Origin of the sequence: Brevundimonas diminuta (assembly GCF_050310045.1) — a bacterium.
Classification (GTDB): domain Bacteria; phylum Pseudomonadota; class Alphaproteobacteria; order Caulobacterales; family Caulobacteraceae; genus Brevundimonas; species Brevundimonas diminuta_F.
Genome location: NZ_CP190005.1, coordinates 1234227 through 1251519, shown reverse-complemented (window position 1 = coordinate 1251519; position 17293 = coordinate 1234227). Strand labels below are relative to the sequence as shown.

Genomic DNA, 17293 nt, shown 5'->3' with positions numbered 1-17293 from the left:
CCTTCGACCATTGCGGCGGATGCATCAAGCCCGCGAAAGCAAACGGCCCGCCTTCCGTTCGGAAAGCGGGCCGTGATCTCAGGGTTGGCGAGCGTTCTTACGGACGGCTGGCCATGCCCAGTTTGACCGGCGCGGCGTCGGCCTTGTTGCCGCCGCTGCGGTCCACGCCCCACAGCAGGATGATCGGCGCGCCCACATAGATGGACGAGAAGGTGCCCAGCACCACGCCCAGCGCCAGGGTGATCGAGAAGCCGCGCAGGGCCTCGCCGCCGAAGATCGCCAGAGCGATCAGCACCAGCACCGTGGTGACGCCGGTGATGATGGTCCGCGACAGGGTCTCGTTGATCGACAGGTCGATCACATCACGCAAAGGCATGACCTTGTACTTGCGCAGGTTCTCACGGAGGCGGTCGAACACGACGACGGTGTCGTTCATCGAATAGCCGATGACCGTCAGCAGCGCCGCGACCAGCGTCAGGCTGAATTCCATGCGCAGGGCGACGATCAGGCCGAACGTCAGCGCCACGTCATGCAGCAGTCCCGCGACCGCCCCGATCCCGAACTGCCACGGGAAGCGGAAGGCGATGTAGAGGAACATCAGCACCACGGCCACGACCAGCGCCAGCACGCCGTTCAGCAGCAGTTCGCCCGACACCTTGGAGCCGACGACGCTGACGCCGGAATAGGAGACATCGCCGACCGCCTGACTGATGGCGCCTTCGACGCGCTCGACCACGGCGGTCTGGTTTTCATTGTCCGGCACCTGGAAGCGAACGATGGCGGTCGAGCCGTCGTCCAGATTGCTGTCGCGCCTTGCGATGCCCTGCACCTGGACATCACCCAGATTCAGGCCGGTGACCGCGCCGCGCAGCTTGTCCAGTTCCAGAACCTGACCGGCAGGCTTGGCGACTTCCATCGAGGCGCCGCCCCGGAAGTCGATGCCCATGTTCAGGCCCGGATAGAAGCAGCCGATGATCGCCGCGACCGTCAGGATCGCCGATACAATGGCGAAGCCCTTGGCGTATTTGACGAACTGGAAGTTCGTCTTGTGCGGCAGGATTTTGATTAGAGGCCATCCACGCATCGCCATCACTCCGCAATCGGCAGTTTCTTGGGCTTGGCGACCTTGAGCCAGTAGCCAAGCAGGACCTGGGCCGTCAGCACGGCCGAGAAGACGGAGGTGAACACGCCGATGGTCAGGGTCCAGGCGAACCCGCGCACGGGGCCTGCGCCGAACATGAACATGATGACGGCCGCCACCAGGGTCGTCAGGTTGGCGTCGATGATCGTGCCCATGGCGCGGTTGAAGCCCGCATCCATCGACGCCACCACAGAACGTCCCTGACGCGCCTCGTCACGCATCCGCTCATAGATCAGCACGTTGGCGTCAACGGCCACGGCGAAGGTCAGGATCAGACCCGCAATACCGGGCAGCGTCAGCGTCGCCTGGGTCAGCGACATGGCCGCAACGATCAGGATGCCGTTCAACAACAGGCCGATCACCGAAATACCGCCGAACACGAAGCCATAGGCCAGGATCATGAAGACGACGATGATGACAAAGCCCAGGGCGGTCGACAGGGCGCCCGCGGCCACGGCGTCGGCGCCCAGTTCAGCGGTGACGACGCGGCGTTCTTCGACCTTCAGCGGGGCCGGAAGCGCGCCGCCGTTCAGCAGGTTCACCAGTTCAGACGCCGAGGCGATGGTGAAGCTGCCGGTAATCTGGCCACGGCCGCCGGTGATGGGCGACTGAATGGTCGGCGCCGAGATGACCTTGCCGTCCAGAATGATGGCGAAGGGCTTGCCCAGGTTCTGAGCCGTCGCCTCGCCGAAGCGACGCGAACCCTGGCTGTCGAACTGGAAGTCGATGGCCGGGCGATTGTTCTGATCGGAACCGACGCTGGCTCGGGTCAGGTTCTCGCCTGAAACCAGAACGCGCTTCTTGACCAGGTAGGGCGTGCCCGCATCATCGACCAACAGCTCGGCATCCGGCGGCACGCGGCCTGCCATGGCGTCGGTCAGCCCCGTGGGCGAGGTATCAACCATCTGGAAGGTCAACTGCGCCGTGCGGCCCACCAGTCGTTCCAATTCGGCTGGGTCGCTCTGGCCCGGCGCCTGAATGACGATTCTGTCCGCCCCCTGACGGGTGATGGCGATTTCCTTGGTGCCCGAACTGTCCAGACGGCGGCGGACCACTTCGATCGACTGATCGACCGCCGTCGCGCCCATGCCGTTCAGGGCGGCGTCGGTGAAGGCGAAGCGGATGCGACCGCCGCCCAACTTCGTCGCCACACGATCCGGCTGGCCGGTCGGGCCGACGCCCTGCTGGCTCATGGTGCGCAGGGTGTTGAAGGCCGTATCGTAAGCTGCGCCCTCGGCGACCGTCACGACGACGCCGCCTGCTTCGCGCTGCATTCCGGCGATATTGACCTGATCTTCCCGCAGGCTGACGCGGACGTCTTCCATCAGGTTGGTTATGCGCTTGGCGCGCATCTCGGGCACATCGACCTCGAGCAGGAGGTAGGAGCCCCCCTGAAGGTCAAGGCCCAGGTTCAGGCCATTGCTCGGCAGCCAGCTCGGCAGGGCCTCGCGCTGTGCAGGCGACAGCACGCTCGGATAGGCCAGAAACAGGCCCAAAACGAGCGACAGCGCGAGCAGTGTGATCTTCCAGCGTGAAAGCTGAATCATGTCTCGGTTCTCTTCAGGGCCGGCGCACGGGGCGCCGGGGCGAGGCTATCAGCCCTTGTCGTTGGCGGCGATGGCGGTGCGGTTGCGCACCTCGGCGATCATCGACTTGACCACGCGGACGTTCACGCCCTGCGAGATCTCGACCATGGCTTCCGCATCCTCGACGCGCGTGACCTTGCCGACCATGCCGTTCGACAGGACGACTTCGTCGCCGCGCTTGACGCCGGCGATCAGAGCCTGATGCGCCTTCATCCGCTTCTGCTGCGGACGGATCATCAGGAAGTAGAACAGGATGAAGATCGCGACGATCGGCGCGATTTGAACGACAAGAGCCATCAGGCCGCCGTCTTGGGCTGCAGACATTAGGAAACTCCCCGACGCGGGCCGCGCCTCCATTGGGGGCCCTTCGAAATCAAGGCGCGGAAACTAGGGTGCGCCGGGCCGATTTGCAACGCGACCTGATGACAAGAGCGTCCGGACGCAGCCGCCCGGACGCGTCTTTTTACAACATCAGCGCGGCAGGACCGTCAGCGGGTCCAGCGCGACCGGATCATCGCCGCGCATCTGACGCACTTCATAGTGGATCGACGGACGACCGTCTCCAGCGGTCAGCCCCACCGTGCCGATGCTCTGACCGGCGCGAACCTGCGTCCCGTCACGCACCGTGGCCGAGCCCAGATGGCCGTAGACCGTGCGCCAGCCGTCGCGGTGAACGACCAGCACCGTCAGCCCCTGCCCCACGATGTCGTCGCCGACATAGGCCACGGTTCCGGCGGCCGAGGCCTTCACCTCTGTTCCGGCCGCAGCGCCGATGTTGATGCCGTTGTTGCGCTCGCCCATGCCCACCGGGCCGAAACGACGCAGGATGTCGCCGCGCACCGGCCACTGCAGGGCCAGCGGCTGGCCGACCGGAGCCGCAGGGGCCGTCGGCGCTGTCGCCGCAGGCGCTCTGGTCGGCGGCGGCAGGGGCGCATTGCCGCTGGGCGGCGGCGGCGGAGGCGGCGCCACGCCGTTATTCGGCGTCCTGACCCCGACCGGCGAAGGCCCGGTAGCATAGGGGTCCGAGCCTCCATCCACCGCGCTGTCAGGCAGGATGATGCGTTGGCCGGCTGAAATGGCGCCGCGCGGCCCCAGACCGTTCAGGTCGATCAAAATCTGAACCGGGGTGCGGAAACGGCGGCCCACGCCGGAAATCGTGTCGCCCTGCTGGATCACATAGGTCGCGCCCGGCATCCTCGGATTGCCCGCCGCTGGCGGCGGCGTCACCGTGACCGGCGCGCCCGTCGACGGATAGGCCGGGCCGCCCGCAGGCGGCAGACCGCCTCCCTCGATATTGCCCGCCGGGGCGCGCGGCCCTTCATCGACCGGCGGCTGGACAGGCTGTTGGGGCTGAGTCGGTTGGCCCTGATAGTAGGGATTGTTCGGATTGGCGCCGGGCTGTTGGCCCGGCTGCTGCGGATAGGCGCCCGGCATGTTCGGCCGGGTCGAATAGCGCGGCTCGCTCGGATAGGTCGAACACGCCGTAACCGCCAGCGCTCCGCCGACGACCGCCGCCGCCCTGATCCAGCCTGTAAAGCCGCTCATGCGTCTCTCCGTATTAACCTTGATCCAGCATTCAGAAGCCGGTTTGCCCCGACCCGTGGCCGAATCCAACCCGGTAACCCGCGCGAAAGTGGGGCGGAAAGGTTAATGGAGCGGTGAGATTTCGCCCTCAACCCTCTTTTGCCGTTCCCTCGACCAGAGGGACAAAGCGGACTTCGCACAGGCTTTCGCGCTGGAAACTGCCGTCCGGCTGGCCGGTGTAGCGGTTCAGCATCTGCACCGAAGTGCGCCCGACCGGCGCAACCAGAACGCCGCCCAGCTTCAACTGTTTCAGCAACTCCGTCGGCTCATGGGGCGAAGCAGCCGTGACCATGATCCGGTCGAACGGCGCCTGTTCCACCCAGCCCTGCCCGCCGTCGCCATGACGGGTGAAGACGTTGTCGATACCCAGGATTTTCAACCGGTTCTCAGCCTCGGTTAAGAGGCTTCTGTAACGCTCGACCGAATAGACGAAGCGCGCCATGCGGCTGAGCACCGCGCACTGATATCCGCTGCCGGTGCCGATCTCGAGCACGCGGTGGCGCGGTCCGACCTGCAGCGCCTGGGTCATCAGGCCGACGATATAGGGCTGGCTGATCGTCTGGGCGCAGTCGATCGGCAGGGCCTGATCCTCCCACGCCTGATCGAGGAATTTCTCATGGACGAAGACGGCGCGGTCGATGGACTCCATCGCCTTCAGCACCCGCGCGTCCGTCACCCCCTGACGCCGCAGCGACAGGATCAATCGGCCCGCGCGGTCGTCCTTGAGACTCATTTTTCCTGCGGCCCCTTGGGCGGGGCGCCGCCCAGCACCTTCTTCAGGTCATTGACCGACTGCATGTGCGTCAGGTCGATGTGCAGCGGCGTGACCGAGATACGGCCCTCGTCCATCGCCCGCAGGTCGGTGCCGTCGGCGTGCTCCTGCGGCGCGCCGCGGAAGGCCATCCAGTAGTAGTCGCGTCCGCGCAGGTCGGTACGGCGCACGGCGTGCATCTCGCCGATGTCGCGGAAGCCCTGACGCGTCACCTCGACCGTCTTGACCAGTTCCGGCGGCAGGCGCGGGAAGTTGACGTTCATGACCACGCCCTCACCCCATTTCTGCTCCAGCAGACGGGCGACGATGCCGGGACCGAAGGCCTCGGCCGTTTCCCAATGGGCGATCGCCTCGTCGTGGAAACGCTCCAGCGACTGCGACAGGGCGATGGAGCGAATGCCGAAGGCCATGCCCTGAAGGGCGCCCGCCACCGTGCCGGAATAGCTGACGTCCTCGCCGACGTTGTGGCCGCGATTGACGCCCGACAGCACCAGATCGGGCTTCTCGGGCATGATGTCGTTGACGGCCAGGATGACGCAGTCGGTCGGGGTGCCGGTCACGGCGAACCGCTTGTCGCCCAGTTGATTGACGCGCAGCGGCTCGGTCAGGGTGATGCCCCGCCCCTTGGCCGACTGCTCGGTCTGGGGCGCGACGACCCAGACGTCGTCCGACAGCGCGCGGGCGATCTTCTCAAGGCAGGCCAGGCCCTCGGCCTCGATGCCGTCGTCGTTGGTCAGAAGGATACGCATCAGTTGGACGCCACGCCTACAGTCTTGAGTCCGCCCATATAGGGCTGCAGGGCGGCCGGAACCGCGATGGTCCCGTCCTCCTGCTGATAGTTTTCCATCACCGCGACCAGGGTGCGGCCGACCGCCAGTCCCGAACCGTTCAGGGTGTGCAGGAACTCGGTCTTCTTCTCGCCCGCGCGCTTGAACCGGGCGTCCATTCGCCGGGCCTGGAAGTCGCCGCAGTTCGAGCAGGAGCTGATCTCGCGATAGGTGTTCTGCGAAGGCAGCCAGACCTCGAGGTCATAGGTCTTCTGCGCCGAGAAACCCATGTCGCCCTTGCACAACAGCACCTTGCGATAAGGCAGCTCCAGCGCCTGAAGCACCGCCTCGGCGCAAGCAGTCATGCGTTCGTGCTCGGCCTCGGAATCCTCCGGGCGGCAGATGGAGACCATCTCGACCTTGGAGAACTGATGCTGGCGGATCAGGCCGCGCGTATCGCGCCCCGCCGAACCGGCCTCGGCGCGGAAGCACGGCGTCAGCGCGGTCATACGCATGGGCTGGGCGACATCGTCCTCGGACAAAATCTGCTCGCGCACGAGGTTGGTCAGGGAGACTTCGGCGGTGGGGATGAGCAGGTGTTCGCCAGCGCGGAACAGGTCTTCCTCGAACTTCGGCAACTGGCCGGTGCCGAACATGGCGTCGTCCTTGACCATGTAGGGCGGAGCGACTTCCTGATACCCGTGCTTGTCAGTCTGCATATCCAGCATGAACTGGCCGATGGCGCGTTCCAGACGCGCCAGTTGGCCTTTCAGCACGGCGAAGCGCGAGCCGGACATCTTGGCGGCGGCTTCAAAGTCCAGCAGGCCCAGAGCCTCGCCCAGATCGGCGTGATCCTTGGCCGGGCCGGTCGTGCGGGGCTCGCCCCACTTCAGGACTTCGACGTTGTCGTTCTCGTCCTCGCCGTCCGGCACGTCGGCGGCAGCCAGGTTCTTCAGCCCGGCCAGCAGGTCGCGCAGTTCGGCGCCCTTGGCGGTTTCAGCATCGCCCGCCTCGGCGATTTCGCCCTTGAGCGCCTCGACCTCGGCCTTCAGGCGGTCGGCCTCGTCCATGTCCTTCTTGCCCATGGCGGCGCCGATGGCCTTGGACGCGGCGTTGCGCTTGGCCAGGGCGTCCTGACCGCGCGTCTGGGCGGCGCGCAGGTCGACATCCAGCGCCAGAATGCGCGCGACGACATCGGCCGCGTCATCCACGCCGCGCGACGACCAGCCCGCAACGAAGGCTTCGGGATTGTCGCGAATGGCTCGGATATCGTGCATGGCGTCGCTCTTTCGGCGCTCAGGGAAGGAGAGCCGAAGGCTGTAGCGCCCCGCGCGGAGTCGGGCAAACCCCGCGCCCGATTTCTTAACCCTGACGCGCCGCCTTGACCTTGATCTCGACGCCGATGGCCTTGGACACCCAGTCGCCGCCCGCGTCGGACGCCATGCCCATGTTCAGCGCCGTGCGGTCCAGTTCCAGCTTGCCCGCGACCGTCGCCGTTCCACCCGCCTCGTCGAAGGTGAAAGGCAGGACGACCGGGACCGTCGTCGTCTTGATGCGCAGGGTTCCGGTCGCCTCATAACGGTTTCCGCCCAGCGCCTTGAACGCCGTCGCCTCGAAGCGCGCGGTCGGATAGGTCGAGGTGTCGAACCATTCGGCGCCCGGCAGGCTGCCTTCCTGCGTCGCGTCGCCGGTCTTGGCCGTGCCGGTCTGGACCGTCACCACGGCTTTGGAGCCCGCCAGATCGGCCGGGTCGAACCAGACCTGCGCGTCCCACTGCTCGAACCGGCCGGTGAAGGCCTTGCCGGTGTGGGTTCCGGTGAACTGGATCGTCGAGGCGGCCTTGTCTACGGTCCAGGCGGCGGCCGTGCCCGGCGTTACGGTCGCGTCCGTCGCAGGCGCGGCGGCAGGGGCCGAGGCGACCGCCTGCCCTTCCGTCTTCGGCGCAGGCTTGGCGGCCAGACCGAAGGCGACGCCGATCACGACCACAAAGGCCACGCCCGCCAGCCGCTCGGCCCAGCGGACGGCCGGCGTCGGCTCGGCCGCGACGCCGTGCGCGTCATCGCCATGCGGCAGGACAGGGATCATGTGCGACAGCACGCCGTCGCGCTCTAAGAACTGGTGTTTCAGCGCCGCCCCGATGTGCAGGGCGACCAGCACGATCGCGCCCCACGCCAGCTTGCTGTGCGCGCCCATGGCCATCCACGCTGTCGCGCGGCGAGCGGCTTCAGAAGCGTGCTCGATGAAGGGCAGGTGCGGAATGGTGAACAGGCCGAACCAGCTGGTGGCCACGGCCAGCGGCGTGTCCGTGACCACGGCCCAGCCGGTCGAGACATAGATCCACCCCGTCAGCGGCAGGGCCAGCATCAGGGCGTAGAAGGCCGCGTGCGTCGCCCTCGCAGCGAACTGCTCCCACCCCTTCATGGCGCCGGGCAGAGCCGGGACCGGATGCGTCAGCCGCCACACGATCCGCAGCACGGTCAGCGCCAGGATCAGAAAGCCGATCGACTTGTGAATCTGGAAGACGCGATAGGCCAGCGCCTGAGTATCCGGCTGAACAATCGCGTCGCTCATCCACCAGCCCATCGGGATCATCGACAGGATGGCGACCGCGATCAGCCAGTGCAGGGTGATGGCGACAGCGCTGTATCGGCTGGGGCGGCGGGTCATGAGAAGTCTCGCGTTCGGTCTGAACATGAAGAGGGCGGGACCGAACGGCCCCGCCCTCTTGTCGTGCGTTCGCCTATCAGGCGGCCGGAGCCGCCGGCGCGGCTTCCTTGATGAACTCGGCGTCGAAGCGGATCGTCACCTCGTCGCCGACCGGACCCAGCGGCATGCCGAAGTCGGTACGTTTGAACTTGCCCTCAGCCGCAAAACCGATGGCCGGAACCGGCATGAAGGGGTGCTTTTCCAGATCGCCATTGAAGGTGGCGTCCAGCGTCACCGGCTTGGTGACGCCCAGGAAGGTCAGATCGCCCGTCACCTTGGCCGTGCGCGCGCCGGTCAGCTCGACCTTGGTCGACTTGAAGGTGATCTGCGGGAAGGCCGTGGCGTTCAGGAAGTTCTTGTTCTTGGCGATGTCCTCGCTCCAGCTCTTGAAGCCGGTTGCGGCGTGGGTGCCGACGTAGTCGCCCTGATAGTTGGCGTCGACCGAGGTCGGGTCGATGGTCGCCTCAACCGTGCTGTTGGCCAGGTTGGCGGTGTCCAGCGTGATCTTGGCGTCGAACTTGTTGAAGCGCGCCGTGTAGTTCGAGATCGAGTTGTGCGGCAGCGACCACTGCAGCGAGGCGTGGGTCGGATCCATCACATAGACGCCAGAGGTCGCCTTCAGCGCGACCGGAGCGGTCGAGGCTGCATCGGTCGTCGGAGCGCCGGCGGTGTCGGCAGGCTGGCTGCAGGCGGCCAGCAGGGCGGCGGCCGAAACGGCGATCAGGGCGGCTTTGATCTTCATGGAGAGAAAACCTCAATCAGGCGGTTGAAACGATAAGTGGACAGAAGGTCCATAAACAGGTCGTGTGTCACTTCGGCCTCGCCGATAGACTGCAACAGTATATGTTGCCATTGACGCGCCGCAAGCCCCTGCATCACGAAAATCGTCATCCTGCTCACGAAAAAAGGATTGAGGTGCGCCGGGCGACGACGGCGCCTATCCTTGCGACTCAGATGACCATTCGCCGCCTCCCCCCCGAAACCGTCAACCGCATCGCCGCCGGCGAGGTGGTCGAACGCCCGGCCAGCGCCATCAAGGAACTGGTCGAGAACGCCATCGACGCCGACGCCCGCAGTATCGAGATCCAGGCGGACGGCGGCGGCCTGACCCGTATCCTGATCGCCGATGACGGCAAGGGCATCCCGCGCGACGAACTGCCCGTCGCCGTCGAGCGCCACGCCACATCGAAGCTGGAGCCGGACGACGCGGGCGATGTGGACCTGCTGCGCATCTTCACCCTGGGCTTCCGGGGCGAGGCCCTGCCCTCCATCGGCTCGGTCGCCCGCCTGAACATCACGACCCGCGCCAGAGCCGAGGCGGGCCAGCCCCAGAACGACGCCTGGGCCGTTTCCGTCGAGGGCGGCGCCCAGCGCCCCCTGTCGCCCGCCGCCTTCCCCGGCCCGCACGGCGCGCGGGTCGAGGTGCGCGACCTGTTCTACGCCACCCCCGCCCGCCTGAAGTTCATGAAGTCCGAGCGGGCCGAGGCCATGGCCATCTCCGAAGAGATCAAGCGTCAGGCCATGGCGCACGAGGCCGTCGCCTTCACCCTGACGCTGGACGGCAAGACGACGCTTCGCCTGCCCGCCGAACATCCCGGCGACGAGGGCCGGCTGAAGCGTCTCGGCGCCCTGCTGGGCCGCGACTTCGAGGCCAACGCCCTGCTGATCGATCAGGAACGCGACGGTGTACGCCTGTCCGGCTATGCGGGCCTGCCGACCTATTCGCGTGGCAATGCGGCGCACCAGTTCCTGTTCGTCAACGGCCGCCCGGTGCGCGACCGTCTGCTGCAGGGCGCCCTGCGCGGCGCCTACGCCGACTTCCTGGCGCGCGACCGACATCCGGCGGCGGCCCTCTTCATCGACATCGACCCGCTGTATGTCGACGTGAACGTCCATCCGGCAAAGGCGGAGGTGCGCTTCCGCGATCCGGCGCTGGTGCGGGGCCTGATCGTCGGAGCCCTGCGCCACGCCCTGCACGCGGCAGGACACCGCGCCTCGACCACGGTCGCCGCTGACGCCCTGTCAGGTTTCCGGCCGCATACGGGCGAGGCCCTCTACAATCCTGCCGCGTCGCAATCTTTCAGCAACGCCGCGCCGGGCTGGAGCGGATGGCAGGGCTGGTCGCAACCGGCCGCCGCCGCACAGAACCTGCCCGGCCTGAACGAACGCTCCGCCCGCGTCGAGCATACGTGGAGCGGCGAGGCCAGCGCCCCCAGCTTCCGCACCCTGGGCGAGATTCAGGCCGAACACGCGGGTCAGATCGCGCCCGGCGCCTCGGCCCCCGTCGACCTGATCGACTATCCGCTGGGCGCCGCGCGAGCCCAGCTTCACGCCAACTACATCGTGGCCCAGACCCGCGACGGCCTGGTCATCGTCGACCAGCACGCCGCCCACGAACGGCTGGTTTATGAGCGGATGAAGGCCCAGATGGCCGACGGCGCCGTCACCCGCCAGGCACTGCTGACGCCCGAAGTGGTCGAACTGGACCCCGCCGAGGCCGAGCGCGTCGCGGCCAAGGCCGATGAACTGGCCGAGATGGGCCTGATCGTCGAGGCGTTCGGCGCGGGCGCGGTGCTGGTGCGTGAGACGCCCGCCCTGCTGGGCGACACCGACGTTCAGGGCCTGATCCGCGACATCGCCGACGACCTGTCAGAACACGGCGCCGCCCTGTCGCTGAAAGAGCGTATGGCCGAGGTCTGCGGCACCATGGCCTGTCACGGCTCGGTCCGCTCGGGCCGTGTCCTGTCGGCGCCCGAAATGAACGCCCTGCTGCGCCAGATGGAGGCCACGCCCCACTCCGGCCAGTGCAACCACGGCCGTCCGACCTATGTGGAGCTGAAGCTTCACGATCTCGAAAAGCTGTTCGGGCGGCGCTGATCTTTTCGTCGCCCTACCGCTTCACTACTTGAGCGTATGACCCCTTCCGTCCTCTTCGTCTGTCTCGGCAACATCTGTCGCTCACCGCTGGCCGAGGCTGCCTTCCGCGAAGAAGCGCCGCGCCTGAAGCTGGACGCCATCACGGATTCCGCCGGAACCGGCGGCTGGCACATCGGTTCCCCGCCCGACCCGCGCGCACAGGCGGTCGCCCTGAAGAACGGCGTCGATATCTCGGCCCTGCGCGGTCGTCAGGTGAAGCCCGCAGACTTCCGCCGCTTCACCCATCTGGTCGCGATGGATCACGACAATCTGGCGAACCTGCGCCGCCTCGCCCCGCCCGACGCCACGGCGGAGTTGTCCCTGCTGCTGGATCATGTGGAGGGCCGCGCCGGTCAGGCCGTTGCCGATCCCTATTATGGCGAGGACGACGGTTTCGCCGTCACCTGGGCCGATGTGACAGTCGGCGTCCGCGCCCTGGCCGCCCGGCTCAGGCGCCTCAACGACCGCACCTCAGGCCGAATCTTCTGACGCCCTGAGGAACAGGACGCGCGCGGCGCCGTAGTCGCGCGCGTCCAACCGCTCATAGCCGGGCGTGTCGATCTCGGGCTCGTTCGATCCGCGCTCAAACACCACGATGGCGCCCGGCGCCAGCCAGCCGCCCTCCAGCAGCCGTGACAGCGTCTGCTCCCCCAGGCCCTTGGCGTAGGGCGGGTCGAGAAACGCCAGGGTGAAGGCCTCGCCCGCCGAGCCGGGTCTCGGCCCCAGATCAGTCGCACTGCGCCGATGCACCCGGCACCGGCCGAACAGGCCATAGGCGTCCATGTTCTCGCGGATCGCGCCGCGCGCGCCGTCATCCGTATCCACGAACAGGCAGAAGGCCGCCCCGCGCGACAGAGCCTCGAAGCCCAACGCGCCCGAACCGGCGTACAGGTCGATCACCCGCGCCTCATGCAGGCCCTCGGCCCACGGCGCGTGCTCCAGCACGTTGAAGATCGCCTGACGCGCCCGATCGGAGGTCGGTCGCGTGTTCTGCCCTTCGGGCGTGACGATGGCGCGGCCCTTCAGGCTGCCCGCTACGATACGCATGGATCTCAGCCGCGCCCGCGCGGGCCGCCACGACCACCGCCCGAAGGCTTGCCGCCGAAGGGTTTGCCGCCAAACGGCTTGCCGCCGCCTCGCGGGCCGCCCGGCCGATCTCCCGGACGAGAATCGGAGCGTTCGCCGAAGCGCGTGTCGGAACGCGCGTCCGATCGACCGCCAGCGCCGCCGGGACGACCGAAAGGCTTGCCGCCGGGCTTGGCGCCGGGACGGGCGCCCTTGGGCGGACCACGGCGGTCGTCGATAAATTGATCGGCGCGCGGTTCGCGCGGCTTGAACGGACGACGCGGACGCTCGCCGTCTGCTGTCGCCTCGCCTTCACCCGGGCGGGCGCGAGGCTTGAAGGTCTTGGCGTGCTCGAACTTCGGCTTGGCCTTGGCCCAGCCGTCCTTCTTTACGGGCTTGCCGAACTCGGCGCCTTCTTCGGCCGCCGTTTCTGCGGCGCGCACGCGGCTGGGCTTGCGTGAGGGGTCCGACATGGCCGAGCCGGACTTGCCGCGCACGATCGGCGTGCCGGTGCGGCGACCCGGAACCGGCGCGGGCGTCGCGACCGTGTTGCCGGTCGGCAGGTTTTCAGGGCGAATATGCTCGGCCAGCATCTCGCGGATCACGCGCGGGCCGACTTCCTCGACGGCGCCGACCGGCAGGGTGCCGAGCTGGAACGGACCATAGGCCAGGCGGATCAGGCGGTTGACCGTCAGACCGACGCTTTCCAGCACCTTGCGGACCTCGCGGTTCTTGCCCTCGGTGATCTGGACGCTGAGCCACAGGTTGGCCGAAGACTTCTCGCCCTCGGCCTTTTCCTTGGCCTTGTCGATGGTGGCCTCGACCGGGCCATAGCGGATGCCGTCGACGACGACGCCGTCCTTCAGCTTGTCCAGCTGTTCCTGAGTGATGCGGCCGCGCGCACGGGCGCGATACTGGCGCACCAGCGCCGTGTCAGGCAGTTCCAGCGCCCGGCTGAGTTCGCCGTCGTTGGTCAGCAGCAGCAGGCCCTCGGTCGCCAGATCGAGACGGCCGACCGAAATCACGCGCGGCATTCCGCTGGGCAGGGCGTCGAACACATTGGGGCGGCCCGCCGGGTCGTTATGGCTGGTGATCAGGCCCGCAGGCTTGTGATAGCGCCAGACGCGCGTGGCCTGCGCGGCGCCGATCGGCTTGCCGTCGACGGTGATCTTGTCGTCGCGCTTCACCAGCACGGCGGGCGTGGCCAGGATGCGGCCGTTCACCGCAACCTTGCCCAGACCGATCAGGCGCTCGACCTCGCGGCGCGAGGCGATGCCCGCGCGCGCCATGACCTTGGCGATTCGTTCGGTGCGTTCCGACCCCTTGGTTTCGGGCGCAGACCTGTCGCCCGGCTTGCCTCCAGCACGGTCGCGAGGCTTGCCGCCCGGCTTTCCGTCCTTGTCGAAGGGCTTTCGCGGGCCTTTATCGGCGAAATTGCGGGGACCGCGCGCGCCGTCGTCTTGACGGGAGCGGGGCTTCTTGTCGTTGTCTTTGGGATGGCGATCCATGATGAGCGGTTCATGAGCATGGCGCTCGATCTGGCGCAAGCGGCGGCTGAGGCTGGCGAGGTGCCTGTCGGGGCTGTGATCGTGGATGAAAACACCGGCGAAGTGCTTGGGCGCGGGCAAAACGGGCCCATCACAGCCCATGATCCGACCGCCCATGCCGAGATCGTCGCCCTGCGCGATGCTGCGGCCAAGTTGCAGAATTATCGCCTTACAGACCTGACTCTCTATGTCACCCTTGAGCCGTGCGCCATGTGCGCGGGCGCCATCAGCCATGCCCGCATCGGCCGCGTGGTCTGGGGTGCGGACGATCCCAAGGGCGGCGCCGTGATCCACGGCGGGCGTTTCTTCGATCAGCCGACCTGCCACTGGCGACCGCAGAGCGACGGCGGTGTGATGGCCGATCCGGCGGCCCGGATGTTGCGGGGCTTTTTCCGCTCACGACGCAAATCACGCGCAGGAACGACGCCCGACGCAGGGCGTTGACCTGACAAGCTTGACACTGGAAGAGGTTCAATTGCCGATCCGCACCCTGCGACTGACCGCCGCCGCAACCGCTCTTGTCCTTGTGGCCGCCTGCGGGCCGGAACCACGCGAAGCCCCGACAGACAGCGATCAGGTTCGTGAACGTGCGCTGGAGGCTCAGACCGCACGGCGTCGCACAGGCGCGGAAATCCAGGATCGCGCCCTGAACCGCGTCATCAGCGCCGTCTACCTGTGCGGAAGCGCCGAGCGCCTGTCGGTCGACTTCGACAACCCGCGCCAGATGGCCACGGTGCGCACCTCACGCGGCGAAGCCTTCGACCTGTATCAGGAGCGCGCCGCGTCCGGCATCTGGTATCGCGCCACCGGCCATGAGTTGCGCGGCAAGGGCAATGAAGCCACCTGGACGGCCGCCGGTCGCGACCCCGTCGAATGCCGAGCCGTGGATTAGGCGTAGCGCGCCAGACGCTCGTCCAGCCCCTGCCGCACCTGCGGCCACTCATCATCAAGGATGGAGAACTGGGCCGTGTCGCGTTCCCGCCCGGTCCAGGTGATCTTGTGTCGACGCAGCACGCCCTCGAACGTCGCGCCCAGCTTGCGGATGGCGGCCTGACTGGGCGCGTTCAGGGCGTCGGTGATGATCTCGACCCGGACCGCGCCGTTGGAGAAGGCGTGGTCCAGCAGCAGCCGCTTGCACGCCGGATTGATCGGCCCGCCGCGCGCCTCGGGCCGATAGAAGGTCGAGCCGACCTCGCAGCGCCGGTGTTCAGGCTTGATCTCATAGAGGCTGGTCGTGCCAACGATCACGCCGTCGCTGCGGCGGCGCACGGCGAAGGCGATGCGCGAGCCCGCCGCCATCGCCTTCATGGCCGCATCCCACCAGCCGTCGAAATGCGGACCGCAGGCCGCGCCGACCATGCCGTTCCATGCTTCGGGATCGCAGTCCAGCGCCGCCCTCACCTCATCCCTCAACGCCGCATTGAACGGCTCCAGCCGAACGAAGGCGTCTTCAAGGACGACGGGCGGCAGGTTCACGCCGCGCCCTCCTCGATCAGGAAGGCGCGCGCTGCATCGGCATCCACATCCTTGTCGGTGAAAGCGTCGCCCACGGCCCGCGCCAGAATAAGCGTCAGGCGGCCGCCCTCGGCCTTCTTGTCCCCCGCCATCCGCGCGATCAGGGCGTCGGCGGTGAAGACGTGATCTACCTCTGACAGCCGCGTCGGCAGGCCCGCCGCGCGGATGCCCGCCTCGGCGCGCTCGGCTTCGGACGCCGGACACAGCCCCTGTTGCACCGAATAACGGAAGGCCATGGCGCAGCCCAGCGCCACCGCCTCGCCGTGGGTCAGGGTCTCGCCAAAGGCCAGTTCCGCCTCCAGCGCATGGCCGAAAGTGTGGCCCAGATTCAGCAGGGCGCGACGCCCCGCCTCCTTCTCATCCTCGCCGACGATCTGGGCCTTGATCTCGACCGAGCGGATCACCGCCCGCTCCAGCGCGTCAGGGTCGCCCTGCGCGCCCGCAGCGCCTTCACCGCCCAGCCAGTCGAAGAAGGCCGCGTCGCAGATCAGACCGTGCTTCAGCACCTCGGCCCAGCCCGAGCGCACCTGCCGCGCAGGCAGGGTGGCCAGGGCCTCGATATCCGCCAGCACGCGGCGCGGCTGATGGAAGGCGCCGATCAGGTTCTTGCCGCGCGGCGTGTCGATCGCCGTCTTGCCGCCGACCGAGGAATCCACCTGCGCCAGAAGGGTGGTCGGCACCTGCACGAAGTCGACGCCGCGCATGAACAGCGCGGCCGCCAGACCGGCCAGATCGCCCACAACGCCGCCGCCCAGAGCAACGACCATGCTCTTGCGGTCCAGCCCTTCGGCCAGCAGACGATCCAGCACGGCTTCAAGCTGCTCAAAGGACTTGGAGGCCTCGCCCGCCGGGACCGTCACGATGCCTGTCGACAGGCCCGCCGCCTCCAGCGATGCACGCAACGTCTCGCCATGGATGGCGGCCACCGTTTCGTCGCTGACGATGAAGGCGCGTGTCGGCTTCAGCGCCACGATCTCGGCGCCCGCCGCCTTCAGCAGCCCCCGCCCGACAACGACCTCATAGGGGGCGAAGGCGCCGCCTGCGACCGCGATCGTGGTCGTCATCATTTACTCTCCTGCCGTCCGAAGCGGCGTAACTCTTTCAGGATGACCTCGACGCCCTGAGCGTGCGAACCGCTGCCGACATCGACCGTCAGATCCGCCTCGCCGTAGATCGGATAGCGCACCTTCGCCAACTCCCTCAGCGTCGTCAGCGGATCACGATTGCGCAACAGGGGGCGGGTGTCGCGCCGTCCCACGCGGTCGGCGATGATCTTCAGGTCCGCCTTCATCCATACGCTGACGGCGTGCTGCTTCATCAGGGCGCGCGTCTCGGCGTTAAGCACCGCCCCGCCGCCGGTGGCCAGCACGATCGGCGGCCCTTCCAGCAGACGGCGCATGACCCGCGCCTCGCCCGCCCGAAACTCGCCCTCGCCGCGTGTGGCGAAGATTTCATTGATGGTCATGCCCGCCGCTTCTTCGATCACATGATCGCCATCGGCGAACGGCAGGCCCAGCCGGGTCGCCAGTCGTCGCCCCACGGTCGATTTGCCGACACCCATCAACCCCACCAGGGCTATGGTGCGGACGGAAGGCAGCGGAAAGGAATCAGGCGGGGCGTCAGAAGGCATGGTCCGTATACCCTCTACACCAGACGCCGCCCGGCTCCACACTCCGATGCAGGCGCCGCCGCAA

At 67.5% G+C, this 17293-nt stretch carries 18 protein-coding genes; 4 read left to right on the top strand and 14 right to left on the bottom strand.

The features are described from left to right. Positions 1-97: 97 nt before the first annotated feature. From secF to ACORJG_RS05990, 9 genes are all read right to left on the bottom strand, one after another. A complete protein-coding gene (secF, locus tag ACORJG_RS06030; RefSeq protein WP_427792392.1) occupies positions 98-1090 on the bottom strand; it encodes a protein translocase subunit SecF in 993 nt (330 codons plus the stop codon). Continuing rightward, positions 1090-2688 (bottom strand): protein translocase subunit SecD, encoded by a 1599-nt coding sequence (gene secD, locus ACORJG_RS06025; RefSeq protein ID WP_427792390.1) that lies wholly within the window; start codon positions 2686-2688, stop codon positions 1090-1092. Before secD ends, secF begins: the two co-directional genes overlap by 1 nt. A gap of 48 nt (positions 2689-2736) precedes the next feature. Continuing rightward, positions 2737-3051, bottom strand: coding sequence for a preprotein translocase subunit YajC (gene yajC, locus ACORJG_RS06020; RefSeq protein WP_427792389.1), 315 nt, complete (start codon positions 3049-3051; stop codon positions 2737-2739). 147 nt (positions 3052-3198) lie between these two features. After that, a complete protein-coding gene (locus ACORJG_RS06015; protein WP_427792387.1) occupies positions 3199-4272 on the bottom strand; it encodes a peptidoglycan DD-metalloendopeptidase family protein in 1074 nt (357 codons plus the stop codon). Positions 4273-4399: 127 nt separating this feature from the next. Then, positions 4400-5044, bottom strand: coding sequence for a protein-L-isoaspartate(D-aspartate) O-methyltransferase (locus ACORJG_RS06010; protein ID WP_427792385.1), 645 nt, complete (start codon positions 5042-5044; stop codon positions 4400-4402). Continuing rightward, a complete protein-coding gene (gene surE / locus ACORJG_RS06005) occupies positions 5041-5832 on the bottom strand; it encodes a 5'/3'-nucleotidase SurE (RefSeq protein ID WP_427792383.1) in 792 nt (263 codons plus the stop codon). The genes ACORJG_RS06010 and surE overlap by 4 nt, the downstream gene beginning before the upstream one ends. After that, a complete protein-coding gene (serS, locus tag ACORJG_RS06000; protein ID WP_427792381.1) occupies positions 5832-7127 on the bottom strand; it encodes a serine--tRNA ligase in 1296 nt (431 codons plus the stop codon). Before serS ends, surE begins: the two co-directional genes overlap by 1 nt. Positions 7128-7212: 85 nt before the next feature. Continuing rightward, positions 7213-8517 (bottom strand): YceI family protein, encoded by a 1305-nt coding sequence (locus tag ACORJG_RS05995; protein ID WP_427792379.1) that lies wholly within the window; start codon positions 8515-8517, stop codon positions 7213-7215. A 76-nt stretch (positions 8518-8593) separates the two neighbouring features. Then, on the bottom strand, positions 8594-9298 hold the full coding sequence (locus tag ACORJG_RS05990; RefSeq protein ID WP_427792378.1) for a YceI family protein: 705 nt from the start codon (positions 9296-9298) through the stop codon (positions 8594-8596). Between the two features lie 212 nt (positions 9299-9510). Between ACORJG_RS05990 and mutL the strand changes: the two genes are divergently transcribed. Both mutL and ACORJG_RS05980 read left to right on the top strand, forming a co-directional pair. Then, a complete protein-coding gene (mutL, locus tag ACORJG_RS05985; protein ID WP_427792376.1) occupies positions 9511-11433 on the top strand; it encodes a DNA mismatch repair endonuclease MutL in 1923 nt (640 codons plus the stop codon). Positions 11434-11469: 36 nt separating this feature from the next. Further along, positions 11470-11961 (top strand): low molecular weight protein-tyrosine-phosphatase, encoded by a 492-nt coding sequence (locus ACORJG_RS05980; RefSeq protein ID WP_427792374.1) that lies wholly within the window; start codon positions 11470-11472, stop codon positions 11959-11961. Here the strand turns inward: ACORJG_RS05980 and rsmD are convergent. Beyond that, on the bottom strand, positions 11944-12519 hold the full coding sequence (rsmD, locus tag ACORJG_RS05975) for a 16S rRNA (guanine(966)-N(2))-methyltransferase RsmD (RefSeq protein ID WP_427792372.1): 576 nt from the start codon (positions 12517-12519) through the stop codon (positions 11944-11946). The genes ACORJG_RS05980 and rsmD overlap by 18 nt on opposite strands. Before the next feature lie 5 nt (positions 12520-12524). Continuing rightward, positions 12525-14045, bottom strand: coding sequence for a pseudouridine synthase (locus ACORJG_RS05970; protein ID WP_427792370.1), 1521 nt, complete (start codon positions 14043-14045; stop codon positions 12525-12527). Between ACORJG_RS05970 and tadA the strand changes: the two genes are divergently transcribed. After that, on the top strand, positions 14034-14528 hold the full coding sequence (gene tadA, locus ACORJG_RS05965; protein ID WP_427792368.1) for a tRNA adenosine(34) deaminase TadA: 495 nt from the start codon (positions 14034-14036) through the stop codon (positions 14526-14528). The two genes, ACORJG_RS05970 and tadA, sit on opposite strands and share 12 nt — an antisense overlap. A 10-nt stretch (positions 14529-14538) precedes the next feature. Further along, on the top strand, positions 14539-14976 hold the full coding sequence (locus tag ACORJG_RS05960) for an MliC family protein (RefSeq protein WP_427792367.1): 438 nt from the start codon (positions 14539-14541) through the stop codon (positions 14974-14976). On the opposite strand, the gene ACORJG_RS05955 is transcribed toward ACORJG_RS05960, so the two are convergent. Genes ACORJG_RS05955 through ACORJG_RS05945 form a run of 3 tightly spaced genes read right to left on the bottom strand, consistent with a single transcriptional unit; the run spans position 14973 to position 17229 of the window. Further along, entirely contained in the window at positions 14973-15560 is a 588-nt protein-coding gene (locus ACORJG_RS05955) for a GNAT family N-acetyltransferase (protein WP_427792365.1), read from the bottom strand. The two genes, ACORJG_RS05960 and ACORJG_RS05955, sit on opposite strands and share 4 nt — an antisense overlap. Beyond that, positions 15557-16663, bottom strand: a complete 1107-nt coding sequence (aroB, locus tag ACORJG_RS05950; protein WP_427792978.1) for a 3-dehydroquinate synthase — start codon at positions 16661-16663, stop codon at positions 15557-15559. Before aroB ends, ACORJG_RS05955 begins: the two co-directional genes overlap by 4 nt. Then, positions 16663-17229: a shikimate kinase gene (locus ACORJG_RS05945; protein WP_427792363.1), complete on the bottom strand. Its 567-nt coding sequence runs from the start codon at positions 17227-17229 to the stop codon at positions 16663-16665. Before ACORJG_RS05945 ends, aroB begins: the two co-directional genes overlap by 1 nt. Positions 17230-17293 lie beyond the last annotated feature (64 nt).

Bases quoted from the DNA above. Each gene is read 5' to 3' on its own strand.
- secF (WP_427792392.1), bottom strand. From the start codon at position 1,090: ATGGCGATGCGTGGATGGCCTCTAATCAAAATCCTGCCGCACAAGACG.
- secD (WP_427792390.1), bottom strand. From the start codon at position 2,688: ATGATTCAGCTTTCACGCTGGAAGATCACACTGCTCGCGCTGTCGCTC.
- yajC (WP_427792389.1), bottom strand. From the start codon at position 3,051: ATGTCTGCAGCCCAAGACGGCGGCCTGATGGCTCTTGTCGTTCAAATC.
- ACORJG_RS06015 (WP_427792387.1), bottom strand. From the start codon at position 4,272: ATGAGCGGCTTTACAGGCTGGATCAGGGCGGCGGCGGTCGTCGGCGGA.
- ACORJG_RS06010 (WP_427792385.1), bottom strand. From the start codon at position 5,044: ATGAGTCTCAAGGACGACCGCGCGGGCCGATTGATCCTGTCGCTGCGG.
- surE (WP_427792383.1), bottom strand. From the start codon at position 5,832: ATGCGTATCCTTCTGACCAACGACGACGGCATCGAGGCCGAGGGCCTG.
- serS (WP_427792381.1), bottom strand. From the start codon at position 7,127: ATGCACGATATCCGAGCCATTCGCGACAATCCCGAAGCCTTCGTTGCG.
- ACORJG_RS05995 (WP_427792379.1), bottom strand. From the start codon at position 8,517: ATGACCCGCCGCCCCAGCCGATACAGCGCTGTCGCCATCACCCTGCAC.
- ACORJG_RS05990 (WP_427792378.1), bottom strand. From the start codon at position 9,298: ATGAAGATCAAAGCCGCCCTGATCGCCGTTTCGGCCGCCGCCCTGCTG.
- mutL (WP_427792376.1), top strand. From the start codon at position 9,511: ATGACCATTCGCCGCCTCCCCCCCGAAACCGTCAACCGCATCGCCGCC.
- ACORJG_RS05980 (WP_427792374.1), top strand. From the start codon at position 11,470: ATGACCCCTTCCGTCCTCTTCGTCTGTCTCGGCAACATCTGTCGCTCA.
- rsmD (WP_427792372.1), bottom strand. From the start codon at position 12,519: ATGCGTATCGTAGCGGGCAGCCTGAAGGGCCGCGCCATCGTCACGCCC.
- tadA (WP_427792368.1), top strand. From the start codon at position 14,034: ATGGCGATCCATGATGAGCGGTTCATGAGCATGGCGCTCGATCTGGCG.
- ACORJG_RS05970 (WP_427792370.1), bottom strand. From the start codon at position 14,045: ATGGATCGCCATCCCAAAGACAACGACAAGAAGCCCCGCTCCCGTCAA.
- aroB (WP_427792978.1), bottom strand. From the start codon at position 16,663: ATGACGACCACGATCGCGGTCGCAGGCGGCGCCTTCGCCCCCTATGAG.
- ACORJG_RS05945 (WP_427792363.1), bottom strand. From the start codon at position 17,229: ATGCCTTCTGACGCCCCGCCTGATTCCTTTCCGCTGCCTTCCGTCCGC.